Here is a 16,751-nt window from a genome sequence, read left to right on the forward strand (position 1 = left end):
CGGAATGCCAGGATTAAAGCAGGTGCAAAGGCAGACGGGCGTGGCGCTCTGGCGCCAGATCGCCGATCGGATCCGCGAAGCGATCAGCAGCGGTACCTATGACGAGACCGGAATGGTGCCGCCGGAGACGGTCCTGGCGCTGCAATTCGGCGTCAACCGGCATACGGTGCGGAGCGCTTTGGCGGCCTTGGCGCAGGAAGGGATCGTCCGTGCGGTACAAGGTCGCGGCACGCTGATCGAGCGCAAGGAGCGGCTGAATTTCCCGATTGCCCGGCGCACGCGATTTACCGCCGGCATCGGCGATCAGGCGCGCGAGATGCGCGGCCTTCTGCTCGACGAGGTGAAGGAGGAGGCCAGCGCCGAGGTCGCCCGCTGGCTGAATATCAAGCCAGGGGGGCAGGTGATCCGGCTGGAAACATTGCGCCATGCCGACAGGCGGCCGGTTTCAAAGGCGACGAGCTGGTTTCCTGCCGGGCGTTTTGCCGGGATCGGCGAGGCCTACCGCAAGCACGAATCGATCACCAAGGCTTTCGCCGAGCTCGGCCTGTCGGACTATGTCCGTGCAACGACCGAGGTGACGGCCGCCCATGCGAATGCAGCCGATATGGCCGACCTCGAACTCACCCCCGGCGCGATCCTGCTGATCGCAAAGGCGATGAACACTGATCTCGATGGCGTGCCGGTGCAATATTCGATCAGCCGGTTCGCAGCCGACCGGGTGCAGTTCACCATCGAGAATTGAGACATGAGGTGCCAGCCGACTCCGGCTGGCACGGACGACAGAATTCAGTGTGCGCCGGACATATCGCCGAGCACTTCCTTCGACGCGACGGTGGAATCCGCCTTCAGCTTGTAGACCATGGGAACGCCGGTCGCGAGATTGAGGGCAAGCACGCCTTCTTTGCTCAGCTTGTCGAGCACCATGACAAGCGAGCGCAGCGAATTGCCGTGTGCCGCAACCAGCACCTTCTCGCCGTTGAGCACGCGCGGCAGGATTTCTGTGAGGTAGTAGGGCCAGACGCGGGCGCCGGTATCGCGCAGGCTCTCGCCCCCGGGCGGCGGCACGTCATAAGAGCGGCGCCAGATATGCACCTGTTCCTCGCCCCATTTGGCGCGAGCATCGTCTTTGTTGAGACCGGAGAGATCGCCATAGTCGCGCTCGTTCAGCGCCTGGTCGCGGATCGTTGGCAGATCGGGCTGGCCGACCTTGTCGAGGATGAGCTTCAGCGTGTGCTGCGCGCGCACCAGCACCGAGGTGTAGGCGACGTCGAATTTGATCCCGTATTCGGCAAGCGCCTTGCCGCCGGCATTGGCCTCCTCGATGCCGAGCGCCGTCAGATCGGGATCCTTCCAGCCGGTGAAGAGATTCTTCAGGTTCCAGTCGCTCTGGCCGTGGCGAACGAGGACGAGGGTACCGCTCATGAATTTGCCTCCGCAATATCGTTATGAAGAAGAAAGCCCGAGCACGTCGAGCATGGAATAGAGACCCGGCTTCTTGTCGCGCGCCCAGAGTGCGGCCTTGATGGCGCCGCGCGCAAAGATCGAGCGGTCGGCTGCGCTGTGCGACAGGGTGACGATTTCGCCTTCACCGGCGAACAGCACCGAATGCTCGCCGATGACGGAGCCGCCGCGCAGCGTCGCAAAGCCGATCGTGCCGGCTTGCCGGGCGCCGGTATGGCCGTCGCGCACACGCACGGATTTTGCGGCAAGATCGATGCCGCGCCCCTTTGCTGCGGCCTCGCCGAACAGAAGGGCGGTGCCGGAAGGCGCATCCACCTTGTGCTTGTGGTGCATTTCCAGGATCTCGATATCCCAGTCATCAGGCTCGAGCGCACGCGCGGCCTGCTCGGCGAGCACGCTGAGCAGATTGACCCCGAGGCTCATATTGCCTGATTTGACGATACGGGCATGGCGGGCGGCGGCGGCGATCTTGGCATTGTCTTCAGCCGAACAGCCGGTCGTGCCGACGACATGGACGATGCGGGCCTGAGCGGCGAGGCCGCAGAATTCCGTTGTTGCGGCAGGCGAGGTGAAGTCGAGCACGCCTTCGGCATCCAGAAAGGCATTGAGCGGATCGTCGCCGATAATGACACCGGTCGGGCCGAGACCGGCGATCTCGCCGGCATCCTTGCCGATAAAGGGCGAACCGCTGCGCTCGACTGCGGCATGGAGTGTGGCGCCCTCAATGGAATGGATGAGCCGGATCAGCGTCTGCCCCATGCGCCCGGCTGCGCCAACCACCACCAGTTTCATCGCAGCATCGCTCATGTCATGCTCACCAGGTCAGTTTGAATCTGAGGCCGAAGGCCTCTGCAGATTGTTGAGGCGAGCGTAAAGACCGTCGCGGACCTTCGCAAGCGTCTCGTGATTGCCTTCCTCGACGACGCGGCCCTGCTGCATGACGACGATCTTGTCGGCGCGCACCACGGTCGAAAGCCGGTGGGCGATGACGACGACGGTACGGCCGGTCATCGCCTCGTCGAGCGCCTTCTGCACGGCCGCTTCGGATTCGGTGTCGAGGGCTGAGGTCGCCTCGTCGAGAAGCAGGATCGGCGCATTGCGCACCAGGGCACGCGCAATCGACAGCCGTTGGCGCTGGCCGCCGGAAAGCGTCACGCCGTTTTCGCCGACCGGCGTCTCGTAACCCTGCGGCTGGGCTGAGATGAAATCATGCGCATAGGCAAGCCGGGCCGCTTCTTCCACCTCGGCATCGGTCGCTTCCGGCCGGCCATAGCGGATATTGTCGCGGATCGTGCCCTCGAACAGGTAGGGCTGCTGCGAGACATAGGCGAGCTGCTGGCGCAGCGACTTCTTGGTGATGTGGGCGATGTCCTGTCCGTCGATCAGGATTTCGCCCTCGCGCGGATCGTAGAAGCGCGGAATGAGGTTGATGACGGTGGATTTGCCGGCCCCCGAAGGGCCGACCAGCGCCGTGGTCGCGCCGCCCTCGGCGATGAAGCTCACACCGCTCAACACGCTCTCACTGCCATAGCCGAAGGAAACGTTGCGGAATTCGATTCTGGCTTGCGTCACCGTCAGCGGCTGGGCATCCGGCAGGTCGCGCTGGCGCGGCTCCATGTCGAGCAATTCATAGATCATCCGCGCATTGACGACGGCACGCTCCATCTGCACCTGCAGGCGGGCAAGCCGGCGGGCCGGGTCATAGGCAAGCAGCAGCGCCGTGACGAAAGAGAAAAAGGCGCCGGGCGGCACATTGTAGTAGATTGAGCGGTAGGCGGCATAGGCCAGCACGCTGGCGACGGCAAAGCCCGCGAAACTTTCTGTCAGCGGAGACGTGCGTTCGGAAAGCCGGGCAATCCGGTTCGCCCTGTTTTCGGCACCCTTGATGAGCTTGGTGACCTTGCGTTCCAGTTCGTCTTCCATCGTGAAGGCTTTCACGATGGCGATGCCCTGGATCGTCTCCTGCATGGCGCCGAGAACGTGGCTGTTCAAATGCACGGCTTCGCGCGTCGCCGAGCGCAGCCGCTTGGAAACATAACGCAGCGCATAAAGCAGCGGCGGGGCCATGATGAACACCGCAAGGCTGAGCAACGGATCCTGGAGGATCATCACGGCCAGCAGCGAAATGAAGGTCAGCAGGTCGCGCACCGTCGAGGTGATCGTCAAGTTGAGCACATCGCGGATGCCGCTGACGTTCTGGCTCACCTGCGCGGCGATATGGGCAGAGCGGGCCTCGCTGAAGAAGCCGACCGAAAGCGTCATCAGATGCGAATAGAGCCGGCGCTGGTAACGCGCGACGATATCGTTGCCGACTTTGGAAAGCGTCACCGCCTGGCCGTAACTGGCAAAACCGCGCAGCACGAAAGCGATGAAAATCGAAAGACAGATGATCCAGACGACGTCGGCGCGCCGGTTGGCGAAGGCCTCGTCGATGATCGCCCGCATGATCCACGCGGTAAACGCCGTCGAAAGCGCCACCACGATCAAGCAGGCAATCGCAAAGACATAGCCCCAGAGATGATCGCGGCCGTTTTCAGCGATGATGCGCTTCAGGATGCCGGTTACGGTATCGCTGCTGACGCTCTGCGTTCTGCTTTCCGCCGCTTCCAAAAATGAGGTTTCCTGTCTCGGACCAAACGCGGCGCGGGGGCGACGCGTACTTTTGCCGGCTCTATAAAGAGTTGGGACTGGTTTGGCTAGAGCGCCGCGCGTCCGGATAGGACGCGAAAGGGGCGCTCTATTGCTCTGCGCGCCGGGGTCAGCGCCGCCAGCGGCGGCCTTCCGTCGAGACGCCGAAATTCGCCGGCATGCGGGCATAGGAGGAAAGCCCGGCAAGCGCTGCCAGCGGATGCGTCACCACATAGGTCGGGATGGTGCGAAGCAGCGCCGTATGCGGCGCCTTGTCCTCGAAGGCGATGCGGAATTCCGGCCTCTTCAACGCCGGGAGGATCTTCTGTGAGATGCCGCCGGACAGATAGACGCCGCCGCGCGCCATGAAAACCATCGCCATGTCGCCCGCCACCCGGCCGAGATAGGTGGCAAACAGCGAGACGGTCTCAACGGCCGCCTTGTCGCTGCCGGCAAGTGCGTGCGAGGTGATGTCGGCCGGATCCTTCATCGTCGGCTGGATGCCGTCGACCACGCAGATGGCGTGGTAGAGGTTGACGAGGCCGCGCCCGCAGAGGATCTGCTCGGCGGAGACGCGGCCTTCGATCGTCTCGATATGGGGGAAGATTTGATAGTCGCGTTTGCTGCGCGGTCCGAGATCGACATGGCCGCCTTCGCCGGGAACCGGGATCCAGCTGTGTTGGGCATGCACCAGCCCGCCGACGCCGAGACCGGTGCCCGGTCCGAGCACGACGCGGGAGGCGATCAGGTCGCCGGTGGCGTCGCCGATGCGTTCGCGGTTCTCATCCGAAAGGGCGGCGACTGCCAGCGCCTGCGCCTCGAAATCGTTGACGACGAGCACGTCCTCCATGCCGAGGCCCTCGATCATCGTCTTTGGCCGCACCACCCAGTCGCAATTGGTCAGCGGGATCTCGTCGTCGTTGATCGGGCCGGCGACAGCAAGGATCGCCGAACGCGGCTGCACGGCTGTTTTGTCGAGCACGCCTTGCTGGATCGCTTCCTCGATCGTCGCGAAATCCGCCGTGCGCACGTTCGGAAACTGCTTCGGCTCGGCATAGGCATCGGTCAGGATGGAGAAGCGGGCATTCGTGCCGCCGATATCGCCGATCAGGATCGGGAAAGGCAGCGGAGCGGTGCTGTTGTTCGGTTTTGGCATGGCCGGTTCCGTGCTGATCAGGCTTCGAGTGTGGGAAGAAGTTTTATAGCGGTCGCGCGGTTGAGCGCCATCGGAATATCGTAAAAGATCGCCAGCCGCATCAGCGCCTTGACGTCGACATCGTGCGGCATCGGCGTCAAGGGGTCGACGAAGAAGATCAGGGCGTCGACCTCGCCGGTCGAAATCAGCGCGCCGATCTGCTGGTCGCCGCCGAGCGGTCCGCTTTTCAGCCTGGTGACGTCGAGATCCGGGGCGGCGTCGAGCACCCGCCCGCCGGTCGTGCCGGTGGCGACGATCTTCCAGCGGGAGAGGATGTCCCGGTGAGCGCGGGCGAAATCCGCCATGTCGTCTTTCTTCTGGTCATGCGCAATCAATGCAAGGCATTTGCCGCCGGCCATGAACCCAATCTCCGCCCAAGCAATTCAATCGATTTGACCGCTTCTATACCAAGAATTTGCGATTTGAAAGACAGCGCGCCCTCCCTCGGCGCCTCGGTCTCGGGCCGCCCTTCATTGTATCGCCGGCTTGTCGTTTGGAACCGGCCCGACATCCGGCAGTGCCCCATCGGGATCGGCGGCCGGCTCTGCTGCCGGAGCGGCGGTGAGCGCGCTTGCGGCGGAAGCTCCGCTATAGGTGGCGGCCTGCATCGAGGCGACGGCAGCGGCATCGAGCACCGCGGCGCAGCCCTTCGGCAGGTCCGAAACCATCATCTCGCGCGGCGGCTTCGGCGGTTTGGCGCCGGGCTTCGGCGGTTTCGGCGGCGCCCAGGGGGCCGGCGTGAACCACCAGGCGAGCGACTTGTCGCAGCCATCGCCGGCGGCAACAGGGGCTTGCGGCGTGCATCCGGCCGCACCGGCCGGGCATTTGATGCGGATGTGGAAATGCGAGTCATGGCCGTATTCCGGCCGAAGCTTGCCGAGATTGGTGCGGTCGCCCGTCCAGGTGTCGCACATCTTCTTCTTGATCGCCGGGTTGACGAATATGCGTTGCACCTCGGGATAGCTTGCCGCCAGCATCAGCAGCCGCGCCCGCGATTGCGTCCACACGTTCGGGTCGACGGTCAGGAACTTGTCCTTCTGCAGCATCGTGGTGAAGGGCAGGTCCTCGCGCTCCTTGGCCGTCATGCGGCGCGCCGGCATCGGCGTAAACCAGACATCGGCATCGAGGCCGATCTGGTGCGAGGCATGACCGTTGAACATCGGCCCGCCGCGCGGCTGCGCAATATCGCCGACGAGGATACCCGGCCAGCCGGCATATTTGGCCCCGTCCTCAGAAAGACGTTCGAGCAGCGAAATCATCGCCGGATTGCCCCAGCGGCGATTGCGCGAAAGCCGCATCGCCTCCCAGGTCGGCCCGTCGGTCGGCAGCGCCACCGCCCCGGTCATGCAGCCCTTGGCGTAAAAGCCGATCGGCTGCGCCGACCCCTGGGTCGGCATGCTGACGGCGCCGAACTGGCCTTTGGCGCTGCCTGGGCTTGGCGTCTTCTGCTCAGCGCCGACATCGCCGGCGGCAAGGCCTGCGCCGATTGCGCCGGCAAGCGTCAGTTTGCCGAATCTCCTGAAAGCCTGCGCGAAGCCGAAAGCCATACTATTTCCTTGAACCGCTGCCGAAGTGATTTGCGTCGAATCTATCGTGAAAAGCGATTTTGGTGAATCGATGATTTGGCTGGCGGGGATCGCCGCAGGCGGTGACGGATCGCCGCAGCGCTCGCCCGATCCCGCTGACGCTTTCAACCTTGACGCGGCCGAGCCAGGTCAAATTTTCGCGTGCCCGGCAAAAACCAAACTCTCTCCTGTTTTTCGCCGGTATTTTTCGTATTGTCGAACCCATCAATAATCAGGGGAAAGCGTGAATGGCTCTGTGGTCGAAGATCGGTGTATTTCTATCGCTTGCGGGGGCCTTGGCGCCCATGACGGCAACGGGTCAGGACCAGCCCTTTAAGATCGGCAGCTCCGTCATCAGCGAGATGAAGTACAAGCCGGGCTTTGCGCATTTCGACTATGTCAATCCTGATGCACTGAAAGGCGGAGATCTGCGCCTTTCAGCAAGCGGCGCCTTCGACACCTTCAACCCTCTGCTGGCAAAAGGCCAAACAGCGATAGGTCTGTCGCTTGCCTACGACACGTTGATGAAGCCGGCAGATGACGAACTCCTGGTCTCCTACGGTCTGCTTGCCGAGGGGCTATCCTATCCCGTTGACGTCTCCAGCGCGACATTTCGCCTGCGCAAGGAGGCGAAATGGGCAGATGGTCAGCCGGTAACGCCCGAAGACGTCATCTTCAGCCTGGACAAGACCAAGGAATTGAACCCCCTCGCCGGTAACTATTACCATCACGTCGTCAAGGCGGAAAAGACCGGCGATCGGGACGTCACCTTCATCTTCGACGAGAAGAACAACCGCGAACTGCCAAACATTCTTGGCCAGTTGATGATCGTGCCGAAACATTGGTGGGAGGCGGCCGGACCGGATGGCAAGCCGCGCGACATTACCAAGACGACTCTGGAGCCGGTGATGGGTTCCGGGCCTTACAAGATTGCTTCCTTCTCGCCCGGCGCCACGATCCGTTATGAACTGCGTGACGACTATTGGGGTAAGGATCTCAATGTGAATGTCGGCCAGAACAATTTCCGCAATGTCATCTACACCTATTTCGGTGATCGGGATGTCGAGTTCGAAGCCTTTCGCGCCGGCAATAGCGACTATTGGCAGGAGACTACGGCTGCCCGCTGGGCGACGGGATATGATTTTCCTGCAGTCAAGGAAGGACGCGTCAAAAAAGAGGAGGTTGCAAATCCGCTACGCTCCACCGGCATCCTGCAAGCGCTCGTACCCAACATGCGGCGTGACCTCTTCAAGGACGAGCGGGTCCGCGAGGCGCTGAACTACGGCCTCGATTTCGAGGAGCTGAACCGCACCGTTGCCTTTAACAGTTACAAGCGCATCGACAGCTATTTCTGGAACACCGACCTCGCCTCCTCCGGTCTGCCGCAGGGGCGTGAGCTCGAATTACTGCAAGGCCTGAAAGACAAGATTCCCCCGGAGGTCTTCACAACGCCGTACACCAATCCCGTCGGCGGCGATCCGCAGAAGAGCCGCGACAACCTCCGCAAGGCGATTGCTCTTCTGAAAGAAGCCGGTTGGGAGCTAAAGGGCAATCGCATGGTCAATACCAAGACCGGCCAGCCGATGAGTTTCGAGATACTGTTGTCGAGCGCCATGTTGGAGCGCTGGGCGGTGCCTTATGCCAGCAATCTCAAGAAAATCGGCATAGATGCGCGGGTTCGGACAGTCGACGCTTCGCAAGCTGTCAACCGCGAACGCAGCTTTGATTACGATATGATCTGGAATGTCTGGGCGGAGACGATGAATCCGGGCAATGAGCAAGCCGACTATTGGGGATCCGGCTCGGTCAACCAGCAGGGTTCTCGCAACTACGCCGGCATTGCCAACCCGGCCGTGGATGAGCTCATTCGCATGATTATCTTCGCGCCGAACCGCGACGAACAGGTCGCTGCGATCAAGGCCATGGACCGGGTCTTGCTTGCAAATCACTACGTCATCCCGCTGTTCTACCGTGATACCTACAACATCGCCTATTGGAACACCGTCACGCATCCGGCCGAGTTTCCGGCCTACAGCCTTGGCTTCCCCGATGCCTGGTGGTCGACCTCGGCAAAATGAGCGGGCTTGCAATACAGGGGTCCTGGGCTCCAAATGGCACGAGCGAATCACGACACGTCGGCAGGGCCGGCAACGGAAGGCTGACGGATTGAGCGGCATTGGACTGGACGGCGGGCAGGCAGAAAAATCATTCCCGGAGGCTGAAGGCTGATGGGCGCCTATATCTTTCGCCGCCTGCTATTGATGATCCCGACCATCATCGGGATCATGGCGATTTCCTTCACCGTCATTCAGTTCGCCCCCGGCGGCCCCGTCGAGCAGGTGATCGCCCAATTGACCGGTCAGGCCGACAGTGCCGACCAGCGTCTGTCCGGCGGTGGCGATCTTCTCGGCGGCGGCGGTAACGACGAAGGCTCTAAATATCGAGGCGCCCAGGGCCTCGATCCGGAACTGATCGCCAAGCTCGAAAAGCAGTTCGGCTTCGACAAGCCGCCGTTGACGCGGTTTGGCGAAATGATGTGGAATTACATCCGCTTCGATTTCGGCGAGAGCTTCTTCCGCAATACCTCCGTGCTCGAACTCGTCAAGGAGAAGCTGCCTGTGTCGATCTCGCTCGGCATCTGGATCCTGATCTTCTCCTATGCGATTTCCATCCCGCTCGGCATCCGCAAGGCGATCAAGGATGGATCGACCTTCGATGTCTGGACGTCCGGCGTCATCGTCGTCGGTTATGCCGTACCAAGCTTCCTCTTCGGCATTCTGTTGATCGTGCTTTTTGCCGGCGGCTCCTTCTACGACTGGTTTCCGCTGCGCGGCCTGGTCTCCGATAATTTCGACCAGCTGGCCTGGTGGCAGAAGCCGCTCGACTATTTCTGGCATCTCACCTTGCCGCTGATCTCGCTTTCGCTGTCGGCCTTCGCCACGACGACGCTGTTGACCAAGAACTCGTTCATCGAGGAGATCAAGAAGCAATATGTCGTCACTGCCCGCGCCAAGGGCCTGAACCAGCGGCAGGTGCTCTACGGTCATGTCTTCCGCAACGCCATGCTGATCATCATCGCTGGTTTTCCCGGCGCCTTCATCTCGGCTTTCTTCACCGGCTCGCTGCTGATCGAGAACATCTTCTCGCTGGATGGCCTCGGCCGTCTCGGCTATCTCTCGGTCATCAATCGGGATTACCCGATCGTCTTTGCCACGCTCTACATCTTCTCGCTGCTCGGCCTCGCGGTCAGCCTGGTTTCCGACTTGATCTACACCTGGATCGATCCGCGCATCGATTTCGAGCGGAGGGATGTCTGATGGACGCCGCCGCAAATCCTGCTGTTGCAGCGCCCGTCAAGCCGCCGCGCAAGGGCCTGCTGTCGCCGACCAACATCCGTCGCTGGCAGAATTTCCGGGCGAATGGCCGCGGTTACTGGGCGCTGTGGCTGTTTCTGCTGCTGTTCGTCCTCAGCCTGTTTGCCGAGTTCCTCGCCAACGACCGGCCGATCATCGCCTCCTACAAGGGCGAGATCCTCTTGCCGGTTCTCATTGACTATCCCGAGGAGAAGTTCGGCGGCTTCCTCGCCGAGACCGACTACCGTTCCTCGGTGATATCGGATGAGATCAATGCCAATGGCTGGATGATCTGGCCGCCGATCCGTTATTCCTACCGCTCGGTCAACTCAAACATTCCGCATTCGGCACCGACTGCCCCCTTCTGGCTGATGACCAGGGAGGAGCGCTGCGCCGGCTATCCGCAGGCCGTGAACGATCCGGATTGCACGCTGGGCAATCTCAACTGGCTCGGCACCGACGACCAGGCCCGCGACGTGCTGGCGCGCGTCATCTACGGTTTCCGGATTTCGGTGCTCTTCGGCCTGGTGCTGACCATCTGCTCGGCGATCATCGGCGTGACCGCGGGTGCGGTGCAGGGCTATTTCGGCGGCTGGACCGATCTGCTTTTGCAGCGTTTCATTGAAATCTGGTCGTCGATGCCGGTGCTTTACATCCTACTGATCATCGCGGCCCTGCTGCCGCCCGGCTTCTTCGTGCTGCTCGGCATCATGCTGCTCTTTTCCTGGGTCGGCTTCGTCGGCATCGTGCGAGCCGAATTCCTGCGTGCCCGCAATTTCGAATATGTCCGCGCCGCCCGCGCGCTCGGCGTCAACAATCGCACCATCATGTGGCGCCACCTGCTGCCGAACGCCATGGTCGCGACGCTGACCTTCCTGCCCTTCATCCTCTCAGGCTCGATCACCACCCTGACCTCGCTCGACTTCCTCGGCTTCGGCATGCCGCCTGGCTCCCCTTCGCTCGGTGAAATGATCGCTCAGGGCAAAAGCAACCTGCAGGCGCCGTGGCTCGGGCTGACGGCCTTCTTCGCCATGTCGATCATGCTTTCCCTGCTGATCTTCATCGGCGAAGCAGTGCGCGATGCCTTCGACCCGAGGAAGACGTTTCAATGAGTGACATGACAGAACCGCTCCTTTCCGTCCGCGATCTCTCTGTTGCCTTTCATCAGGGCGGCGAGACCTCGCTTGCTGTCGATCACATCTCCTTCGATATCGCCAAGGGTGAGGTCGTGGCGCTGGTCGGCGAATCCGGTTCCGGCAAGTCGGTCTCGGCCAACTCGATCCTGCGGCTTTTGCCCTATCCCTCGGCAAGCCATCCCTCCGGCGAGATCCTGTTCAAGGGCAAGAACCTTCTGAAAGCGTCGGAACGGGCGTTGCGCGAAGTGCGCGGCAACGACATCACCATGATCTTCCAGGAGCCGATGACCTCGCTCAATCCGCTTCATTCGATCGAGAAGCAGATCGCCGAGATCCTGGCGCTGCACCAGGGCCTCACCGGCCAGCCGGCGCGCCAGCGCATACTGGAACTGTTGAACCAGGTCGGCATCCGCGAGCCTGAGAAGCGCTTGAAGGCCTATCCGCACGAGCTCTCCGGCGGCCAGCGCCAGCGCGTCATGATCGCAATGGCGCTCGCCAACCGGCCGGAATTGCTGATCGCCGACGAGCCGACCACCGCCCTCGATGTCACCGTCCAGGCGCAAATCCTCGAATTGCTCCGGCAGTTGAAGGCCGTGCACGGCATGTCGATGCTGTTCATCACCCATGACCTCGGCATCGTGCGTAAATTTGCCGATCGCGTCTGCGTCATGACCAAGGGCAGGATCGTCGAAACCGGAACGGTCGAGGACGTCTTCGCCAATCCGAAGCACGAGTATACCCGCCACCTCCTCGCCTCCGAACCACGCGGCGAGCCGCCGCTTGCCGATCCCGCAAAGCCGATGGTGATGGAAGGTTCCGACATTCGCGTCTGGTTCCCGATCAAAGCAGGGCTGATGCGCCGCGTCGTCGATCACGTGAAGGCGGTCGACGGCATCGATCTTTCGCTGCGTGCCGGGCAGACGCTCGGTGTCGTCGGCGAATCCGGTTCCGGCAAGACCACGCTTGGCCTGGCGCTCACCCGGCTGATTTCCTCGCAAGGGCGAATTGCCTTCGTCGGCAAGGATATAGCCGGCTATTCGTTCAGCGAGATGCGGCCGTTGCGCAACCAGCTGCAGGTGGTTTTCCAGGATCCCTACGGGTCGCTCAGCCCGCGAATGTCGGTCGGCGATATCGTCGCCGAAGGGCTGAAGGTCCATGAGCGCTCTTTGACATCGGAAGAGCGCGACCAGCGCGTCTGCTGGGCGCTGGAGGAAGTCGGTCTCGATCCCCTGACCCGCTGGCGTTATCCGCACGAATTCTCCGGCGGTCAGCGCCAGCGCATCGCCATTGCCCGCGCGATGGTGCTGAAACCGCGCTTCGTCATGCTCGACGAGCCAACCTCCGCGCTCGACATGAGCGTGCAGGCCCAGGTGGTCGATCTCTTGCGCGATCTGCAGAGGAAGCACGATCTCGCCTATCTCTTCATCAGTCATGACCTGAAGGTGGTGAAGGCGCTCGCCAACGACGTCATCGTCATGCGATTTGGCAAGGTGGTGGAGCAGGGCCCGTCATCGGAAATCTTCCGCGCGCCGAAGGACGAATACACCAGGGCGCTGATGGCGGCCGCTTTCAACATCGAGGCGGTGCCGACGCCTGCCGTGCAGCAGTAAAGATGATCATGCCGACACCTCCCGTTCTCGTCGATATCAAGTTCAATCCCGAAGGCGTCGCCCGCGTGTTGAAGACGGCCTTTTCCGATCGCGGCAGCATCAATCTCGCCGATGCGGCCGATCGGATGCGCGATCTCCGCGAGGCCGAATATGCGCTGCTCTGGAAGCCGGATGCCGACCTTTTCGCACGGGCGCCAAACCTCAAGGTGATCTTCTCCGGCGGCGCCGGCGTCGACCATATTATCGGCATGGACGGTCTGCCGGAGATCCCGATCGTCCGTTTCGTCGATCGCAGCCTGACGACCCGCATGAGCGAATGGGTGGTCATGCAGTGCCTGATGCATCTGCGGGGGCAATATGCCCATGACAGCCACCAACGGCAGCGCCAATGGGCCAAGCTGATCGCGCCGGAAGCGGCGGAGGTGACGGTCGGCGTCATGGGCCTCGGCATTCTCGGGTTGGATGTGGTCGCCAAGCTGAAGGTGATGGGTTTTAACGTCATCGGCTGGTCGCGCACCCGCAAGGAGATCGACGGCGTCGAAACCTTTGATGCCGGCGCATTGGACGGGTTCCTCGCAAGGACCGACATCCTTGTCGGCTTGCTGCCGCTCACCGCTGAGACGACGGGGTTTTATGATAGCGGGCTATTCAAAAAGCTGCGCTGCGACGGCGCGCTCGGGCGCCCGATCCTCATCAATGCCGGCCGCGGCAAGAGCCAGGTCGAAGCCGATATCGTTTCCGCGATCCGCGACGGCACCCTCGGCGGCGCTTCGTTGGATGTCTTCGAGGTGGAGCCGCTTGGGCTCGACAACCCGTTGTGGGAACTGGAGAACGTCTTCATCACGCCGCACGACGCGGCGGTCTCCGAAGAAAACGCGCTGTTCCGCCATGTCGAGACGCAGATCGCCCGTTTCGAGCGCGGCGAGCCGCTGCAATTCGTGGTCGACCGCGCCGTCGGCTATTAGAGCGTCATGCAGAAACCTGTCAGCGCCTAAAATCATCCGGATCTAGGCCCCCGGAACCTTCCAGACGGCCACCCGTTTCCCTGTGGAATTCTCGGGCCGGATCGGCCCGTCAAGACAGCGGAAGGATACGATGATGGCACATCAGACGGAAACACGCTGGGAAAAGTCTGAGGGCAAGCTTCACGAGGAAGAGCAGATCCCCCCGGTGAAGGCGAGGCAGGGGCGCACGGGTTATCGCATCCTGCTGGTGCTGCTCGCCGCGCTGGTGTTGGCTTTCGTGGTTTGGATCCCGGTGGAGATCTGGGGCAAGCGCGAAGCAAACGAGGTGGCGCCGCAGCAGCCCGGCCAGCAGCTGCAGTCGCAGCAGCCTGCCACGGCACCTGCGCCAACGCTGCAAAACGGCACTGCGGTTCCGACCGAGACGCCAAACACTAAGCCGGCCGCCCCTGGTGTCACGCCTGCAGCGCCGGCCCAACCCGTAGCGCCGGCCCAATAAGCATTCGGTAAATGACCTCTCGCATCCCGCCGCCATTCGCGCCGCGGGATGCTTGTTGTTTTATCTGGACTTTGTCTGTCGATTTTTCGATAAGAAGGCGCACGAGCCGGTTCGTGCGCCGGCCCGGACTTGGCAATAGCCGGGAATTTGGCAGCACCTGACCGGAGTGGACAGGGGCAGGAATTTTATGGCCAGGACCGATATTGCAAGACGCGTCTACAATCACGCCTGGAAACTCGATCCGATCGTTCGCAGCCTGATCGATACCGACTTCTATAAGCTTCTGATGCTGCAGATGATCTGGAAGCTTTATCCTGACGTGAACGCGTCTTTTACCCTCATCAATCGGACCAAGCGCGTGCGCCTTGCCGATGAGATCGACGAAGGCGAATTGCGCGAACAGCTCGATCACGCCCGCACGCTGAAACTCGCCAAGAAGGAGATGATCTGGCTGGCGGGTAACAGTTTCTATGGCCGCGCCCAGATCTTCGAGCCGGAATTCCTCGCCTGGCTTTCCAACTTTCAGCTGCCCGAATACGAGCTGTCGAAGAAGGACGGTCAATATGTACTGGATTTCCATGGGGCCTGGAAGGAAACCACCATGTGGGAGATCCCGGCGCTCGCCATCGTCAACGAATTGCGGTCGCGCTCGGCGATGAAGGCGCTCGGTCCCTTCACCCTCGATGTGCTCTATGCCCGCGCCAAGGCGAGGATGTGGTCGAAGGTCGAACGGCTGAAGGAACTGCCGGGCTTGCGCATTTCCGATTTCGGCACCCGCCGCCGTCACAGTTTCCTCTGGCAGCGCTGGTGCGTCGAAGCGCTGAAGGAAGGCATCGGCCCGGCCTTTACCGGCACCAGCAACGTGTTGCTGGCGATGGATTCCGATCTCGAGGCCGTCGGCACCAATGCCCACGAACTGCCGATGGTGGCTGCCGCCCTTGCGCAAACCGATGAGCAGCTGCGCAACGCGCCCTACAAGATCCTGCGCGACTGGAACAAGCTCTATGGCGGCAACCTTCTGATCGTCCTGCCGGATGCTTTCGGCACTGCCGCTTTCCTGCGCGACGCGCCGGAATGGGTCGCCGACTGGACCGGCTTTCGCCCGGACAGTGCCCCGCCGATCGAAGGCGGTGAAAAGATTGTCGACTGGTGGAAGAAAATGGGTCGCGATCCGCGCCAGAAGCTGCTGATCTTCTCCGACGGTCTCGATGTCGACGCCATCATCGATACCTACCGGCATTTCGAAGGCCGCGTGCGCATGAGCTTCGGCTGGGGCACGAACCTGACGAACGATTTTTCCGGCTGTGCGCCGATCGAAATATCCGGCCTCAACCCGATCTCGGTCGTCTGCAAGGTCAGCGACGCCAACGGCCGTCCGGCGGTCAAGCTCTCCGACAATCCGCAGAAGGCGACGGGTGACCCCGCAGAGGTCGAGCGCTACCTGAAATTCTTCGGCGCCGAGGACAGGATCGATCAGACCGTTCTGGTGTAGGCGAGCGACAATGCGCCGCCATCCCGTGGCGCATTGCTTTGCCCCGCCATCGCATCCTCGATCGACCAGCCGAAGCGCCAGGCGTCAAACATCGAGTACCATTCCTGGAAATCGGTGATCGGCAGAATATCCGGCTTCGACATCGGATTGTCGGCCAAGCTGCGGCCACGCGCACGGTCCCGTACGCCACGCTCCTGCATCTCAAGCAGAGTCTCGAACATCGTCACCCCCTTGGTCCTATCCGATAGATTTATGCAATCATGCTAATAAAACATTGTCGAGTCCGGATTCGATGATTGGAGTTTTTCACAGGATTAGCCCCAAATCGCTAGTTCAGGGGTAACGGAGACCGCAACGACCCGGGATCATGCGATCACGATCAACGAAAATAGCGTGACGGGGAGGCCCGGCTTTCTGGCTGGGGTCCGCCACCGAGCCTCCCGGCTAGCCGACCCTGAACAAGCCGGCAGCGCCGACACGTTGCCGCCTTCCGGCCGACGCGATCCAACCAGGATAACAGGGAGGGTTAAAGGGCCGTTAATATCCACCGGACCTGTCCCGATCGGGAGCATTCCGGGACGTAAGCTGGCGCCTCCGCTTGTCAGGCAGCCAGTCTCCGAAACCGGGTTCTGATCCGGTCGAGGTAATAATGGCCGGGAGACGGCGCCACTGTCATCGCATGGGCTTCCGAGGACGGAACGCCTTCGAACAGCCGCTCCTCCCCATTCTTGAAGCAAATCCTGAGCCGCGCGTCTTCCTGGCTGAAATAGACGGACTTGATGATCTTCGACTTTACCGACAGTTCTTCCACCTGTTTAATCTCCGTGTTTTAGTTTGGCAGAAGATAAAC

The 16,751-nt window shown here is 61.7% G+C and carries 17 protein-coding genes; 9 read left to right on the top strand and 8 right to left on the bottom strand.

Going from position 1 to position 16,751, the window contains the following annotated elements; all coding sequences use genetic code 11:
* Positions 1-4 precede the first annotated feature (4 nt).
* Positions 5-742, top strand: coding sequence for a phosphonate metabolism transcriptional regulator PhnF (phnF, locus tag J3O30_RS00870; protein ID WP_207582453.1), 738 nt, complete (start codon positions 5-7; stop codon positions 740-742).
* A 44-nt stretch (positions 743-786) separates the two neighbouring features.
* On the opposite strand, the gene J3O30_RS00875 is transcribed toward phnF, so the two are convergent.
* From J3O30_RS00875 to mepA, 6 genes are all read right to left on the bottom strand, one after another.
* Positions 787-1,422: a 2,3-bisphosphoglycerate-dependent phosphoglycerate mutase gene (locus J3O30_RS00875; RefSeq protein WP_164006076.1), complete on the bottom strand. Its 636-nt coding sequence runs from the start codon at positions 1,420-1,422 to the stop codon at positions 787-789.
* Positions 1,423-1,443: 21 nt separating this feature from the next.
* Positions 1,444-2,268, bottom strand: a complete 825-nt coding sequence (gene dapB / locus J3O30_RS00880; protein ID WP_207582454.1) for a 4-hydroxy-tetrahydrodipicolinate reductase — start codon at positions 2,266-2,268, stop codon at positions 1,444-1,446.
* Positions 2,269-2,283: 15 nt separating this feature from the next.
* Positions 2,284-4,071 (bottom strand): ABC transporter ATP-binding protein, encoded by a 1,788-nt coding sequence (locus tag J3O30_RS00885; protein WP_207582455.1) that lies wholly within the window; start codon positions 4,069-4,071, stop codon positions 2,284-2,286.
* A 148-nt stretch (positions 4,072-4,219) separates the two neighbouring features.
* On the bottom strand, positions 4,220-5,245 hold the full coding sequence (locus J3O30_RS00890; RefSeq protein ID WP_207582456.1) for a glucokinase: 1,026 nt from the start codon (positions 5,243-5,245) through the stop codon (positions 4,220-4,222).
* Positions 5,246-5,262: 17 nt separating this feature from the next.
* Entirely contained in the window at positions 5,263-5,643 is a 381-nt protein-coding gene (locus tag J3O30_RS00895) for a methylglyoxal synthase (RefSeq protein WP_207582457.1), read from the bottom strand.
* A gap of 111 nt (positions 5,644-5,754) precedes the next feature.
* Positions 5,755-6,831, bottom strand: a complete 1,077-nt coding sequence (gene mepA / locus J3O30_RS00900; protein WP_207582458.1) for a penicillin-insensitive murein endopeptidase — start codon at positions 6,829-6,831, stop codon at positions 5,755-5,757.
* Between the two features lie 46 nt (positions 6,832-6,877).
* Here mepA and J3O30_RS00905 point away from each other — a divergent pair, with 46 nt between their 5' ends.
* The 8 genes from J3O30_RS00905 (at position 6,878) to pncB (ending at position 15,901) form a co-directional block, all read left to right on the top strand.
* Positions 6,878-7,081 carry a hypothetical protein gene (locus J3O30_RS00905; protein WP_207582459.1) on the top strand — a complete coding sequence of 68 codons (204 nt, stop codon included), beginning with the start codon at positions 6,878-6,880 and terminating at the stop codon, positions 7,079-7,081.
* A gap of 16 nt (positions 7,082-7,097) precedes the next feature.
* Complete coding sequence (locus J3O30_RS00910; RefSeq protein ID WP_207582460.1) at positions 7,098-8,927, top strand: extracellular solute-binding protein; 1,830 nt, start codon at positions 7,098-7,100, stop codon at positions 8,925-8,927.
* Between the two features lie 150 nt (positions 8,928-9,077).
* Entirely contained in the window at positions 9,078-10,166 is a 1,089-nt protein-coding gene (locus J3O30_RS00915; protein ID WP_207582461.1) for a microcin C ABC transporter permease YejB, read from the top strand.
* Positions 10,166-11,314 (top strand): ABC transporter permease, encoded by a 1,149-nt coding sequence (locus tag J3O30_RS00920; protein ID WP_207582462.1) that lies wholly within the window; start codon positions 10,166-10,168, stop codon positions 11,312-11,314. The genes J3O30_RS00915 and J3O30_RS00920 overlap by 1 nt, the downstream gene beginning before the upstream one ends.
* Positions 11,311-12,948, top strand: coding sequence for an ABC transporter ATP-binding protein (locus J3O30_RS00925; protein WP_207582463.1), 1,638 nt, complete (start codon positions 11,311-11,313; stop codon positions 12,946-12,948). The genes J3O30_RS00920 and J3O30_RS00925 overlap by 4 nt, the downstream gene beginning before the upstream one ends.
* Before the next feature lie 8 nt (positions 12,949-12,956).
* On the top strand, positions 12,957-13,913 hold the full coding sequence (locus J3O30_RS00930; protein WP_207582464.1) for a glyoxylate/hydroxypyruvate reductase A: 957 nt from the start codon (positions 12,957-12,959) through the stop codon (positions 13,911-13,913).
* Positions 13,914-14,043: 130 nt separating this feature from the next.
* Entirely contained in the window at positions 14,044-14,409 is a 366-nt protein-coding gene (locus tag J3O30_RS00935; protein ID WP_207582465.1) for a hypothetical protein, read from the top strand.
* 187 nt (positions 14,410-14,596) lie between these two features.
* A complete protein-coding gene (gene pncB / locus J3O30_RS00940) occupies positions 14,597-15,901 on the top strand; it encodes a nicotinate phosphoribosyltransferase (RefSeq protein WP_207582466.1) in 1,305 nt (434 codons plus the stop codon).
* Here pncB and J3O30_RS00945 read toward each other — a convergent pair.
* A complete protein-coding gene (locus tag J3O30_RS00945; RefSeq protein WP_207582467.1) occupies positions 15,883-16,122 on the bottom strand; it encodes a CrpP-related protein in 240 nt (79 codons plus the stop codon). The genes pncB and J3O30_RS00945 overlap by 19 nt on opposite strands.
* A 380-nt stretch (positions 16,123-16,502) precedes the next feature.
* Positions 16,503-16,712 carry a KTSC domain-containing protein gene (locus J3O30_RS00950; RefSeq protein ID WP_207582468.1) on the bottom strand — a complete coding sequence of 70 codons (210 nt, stop codon included), beginning with the start codon at positions 16,710-16,712 and terminating at the stop codon, positions 16,503-16,505.
* Positions 16,713-16,751 lie beyond the last annotated feature (39 nt).

The organism is Rhizobium sp. NZLR1, from assembly GCF_017357385.1.
Lineage (GTDB): Bacteria > Pseudomonadota > Alphaproteobacteria > Rhizobiales > Rhizobiaceae > Rhizobium.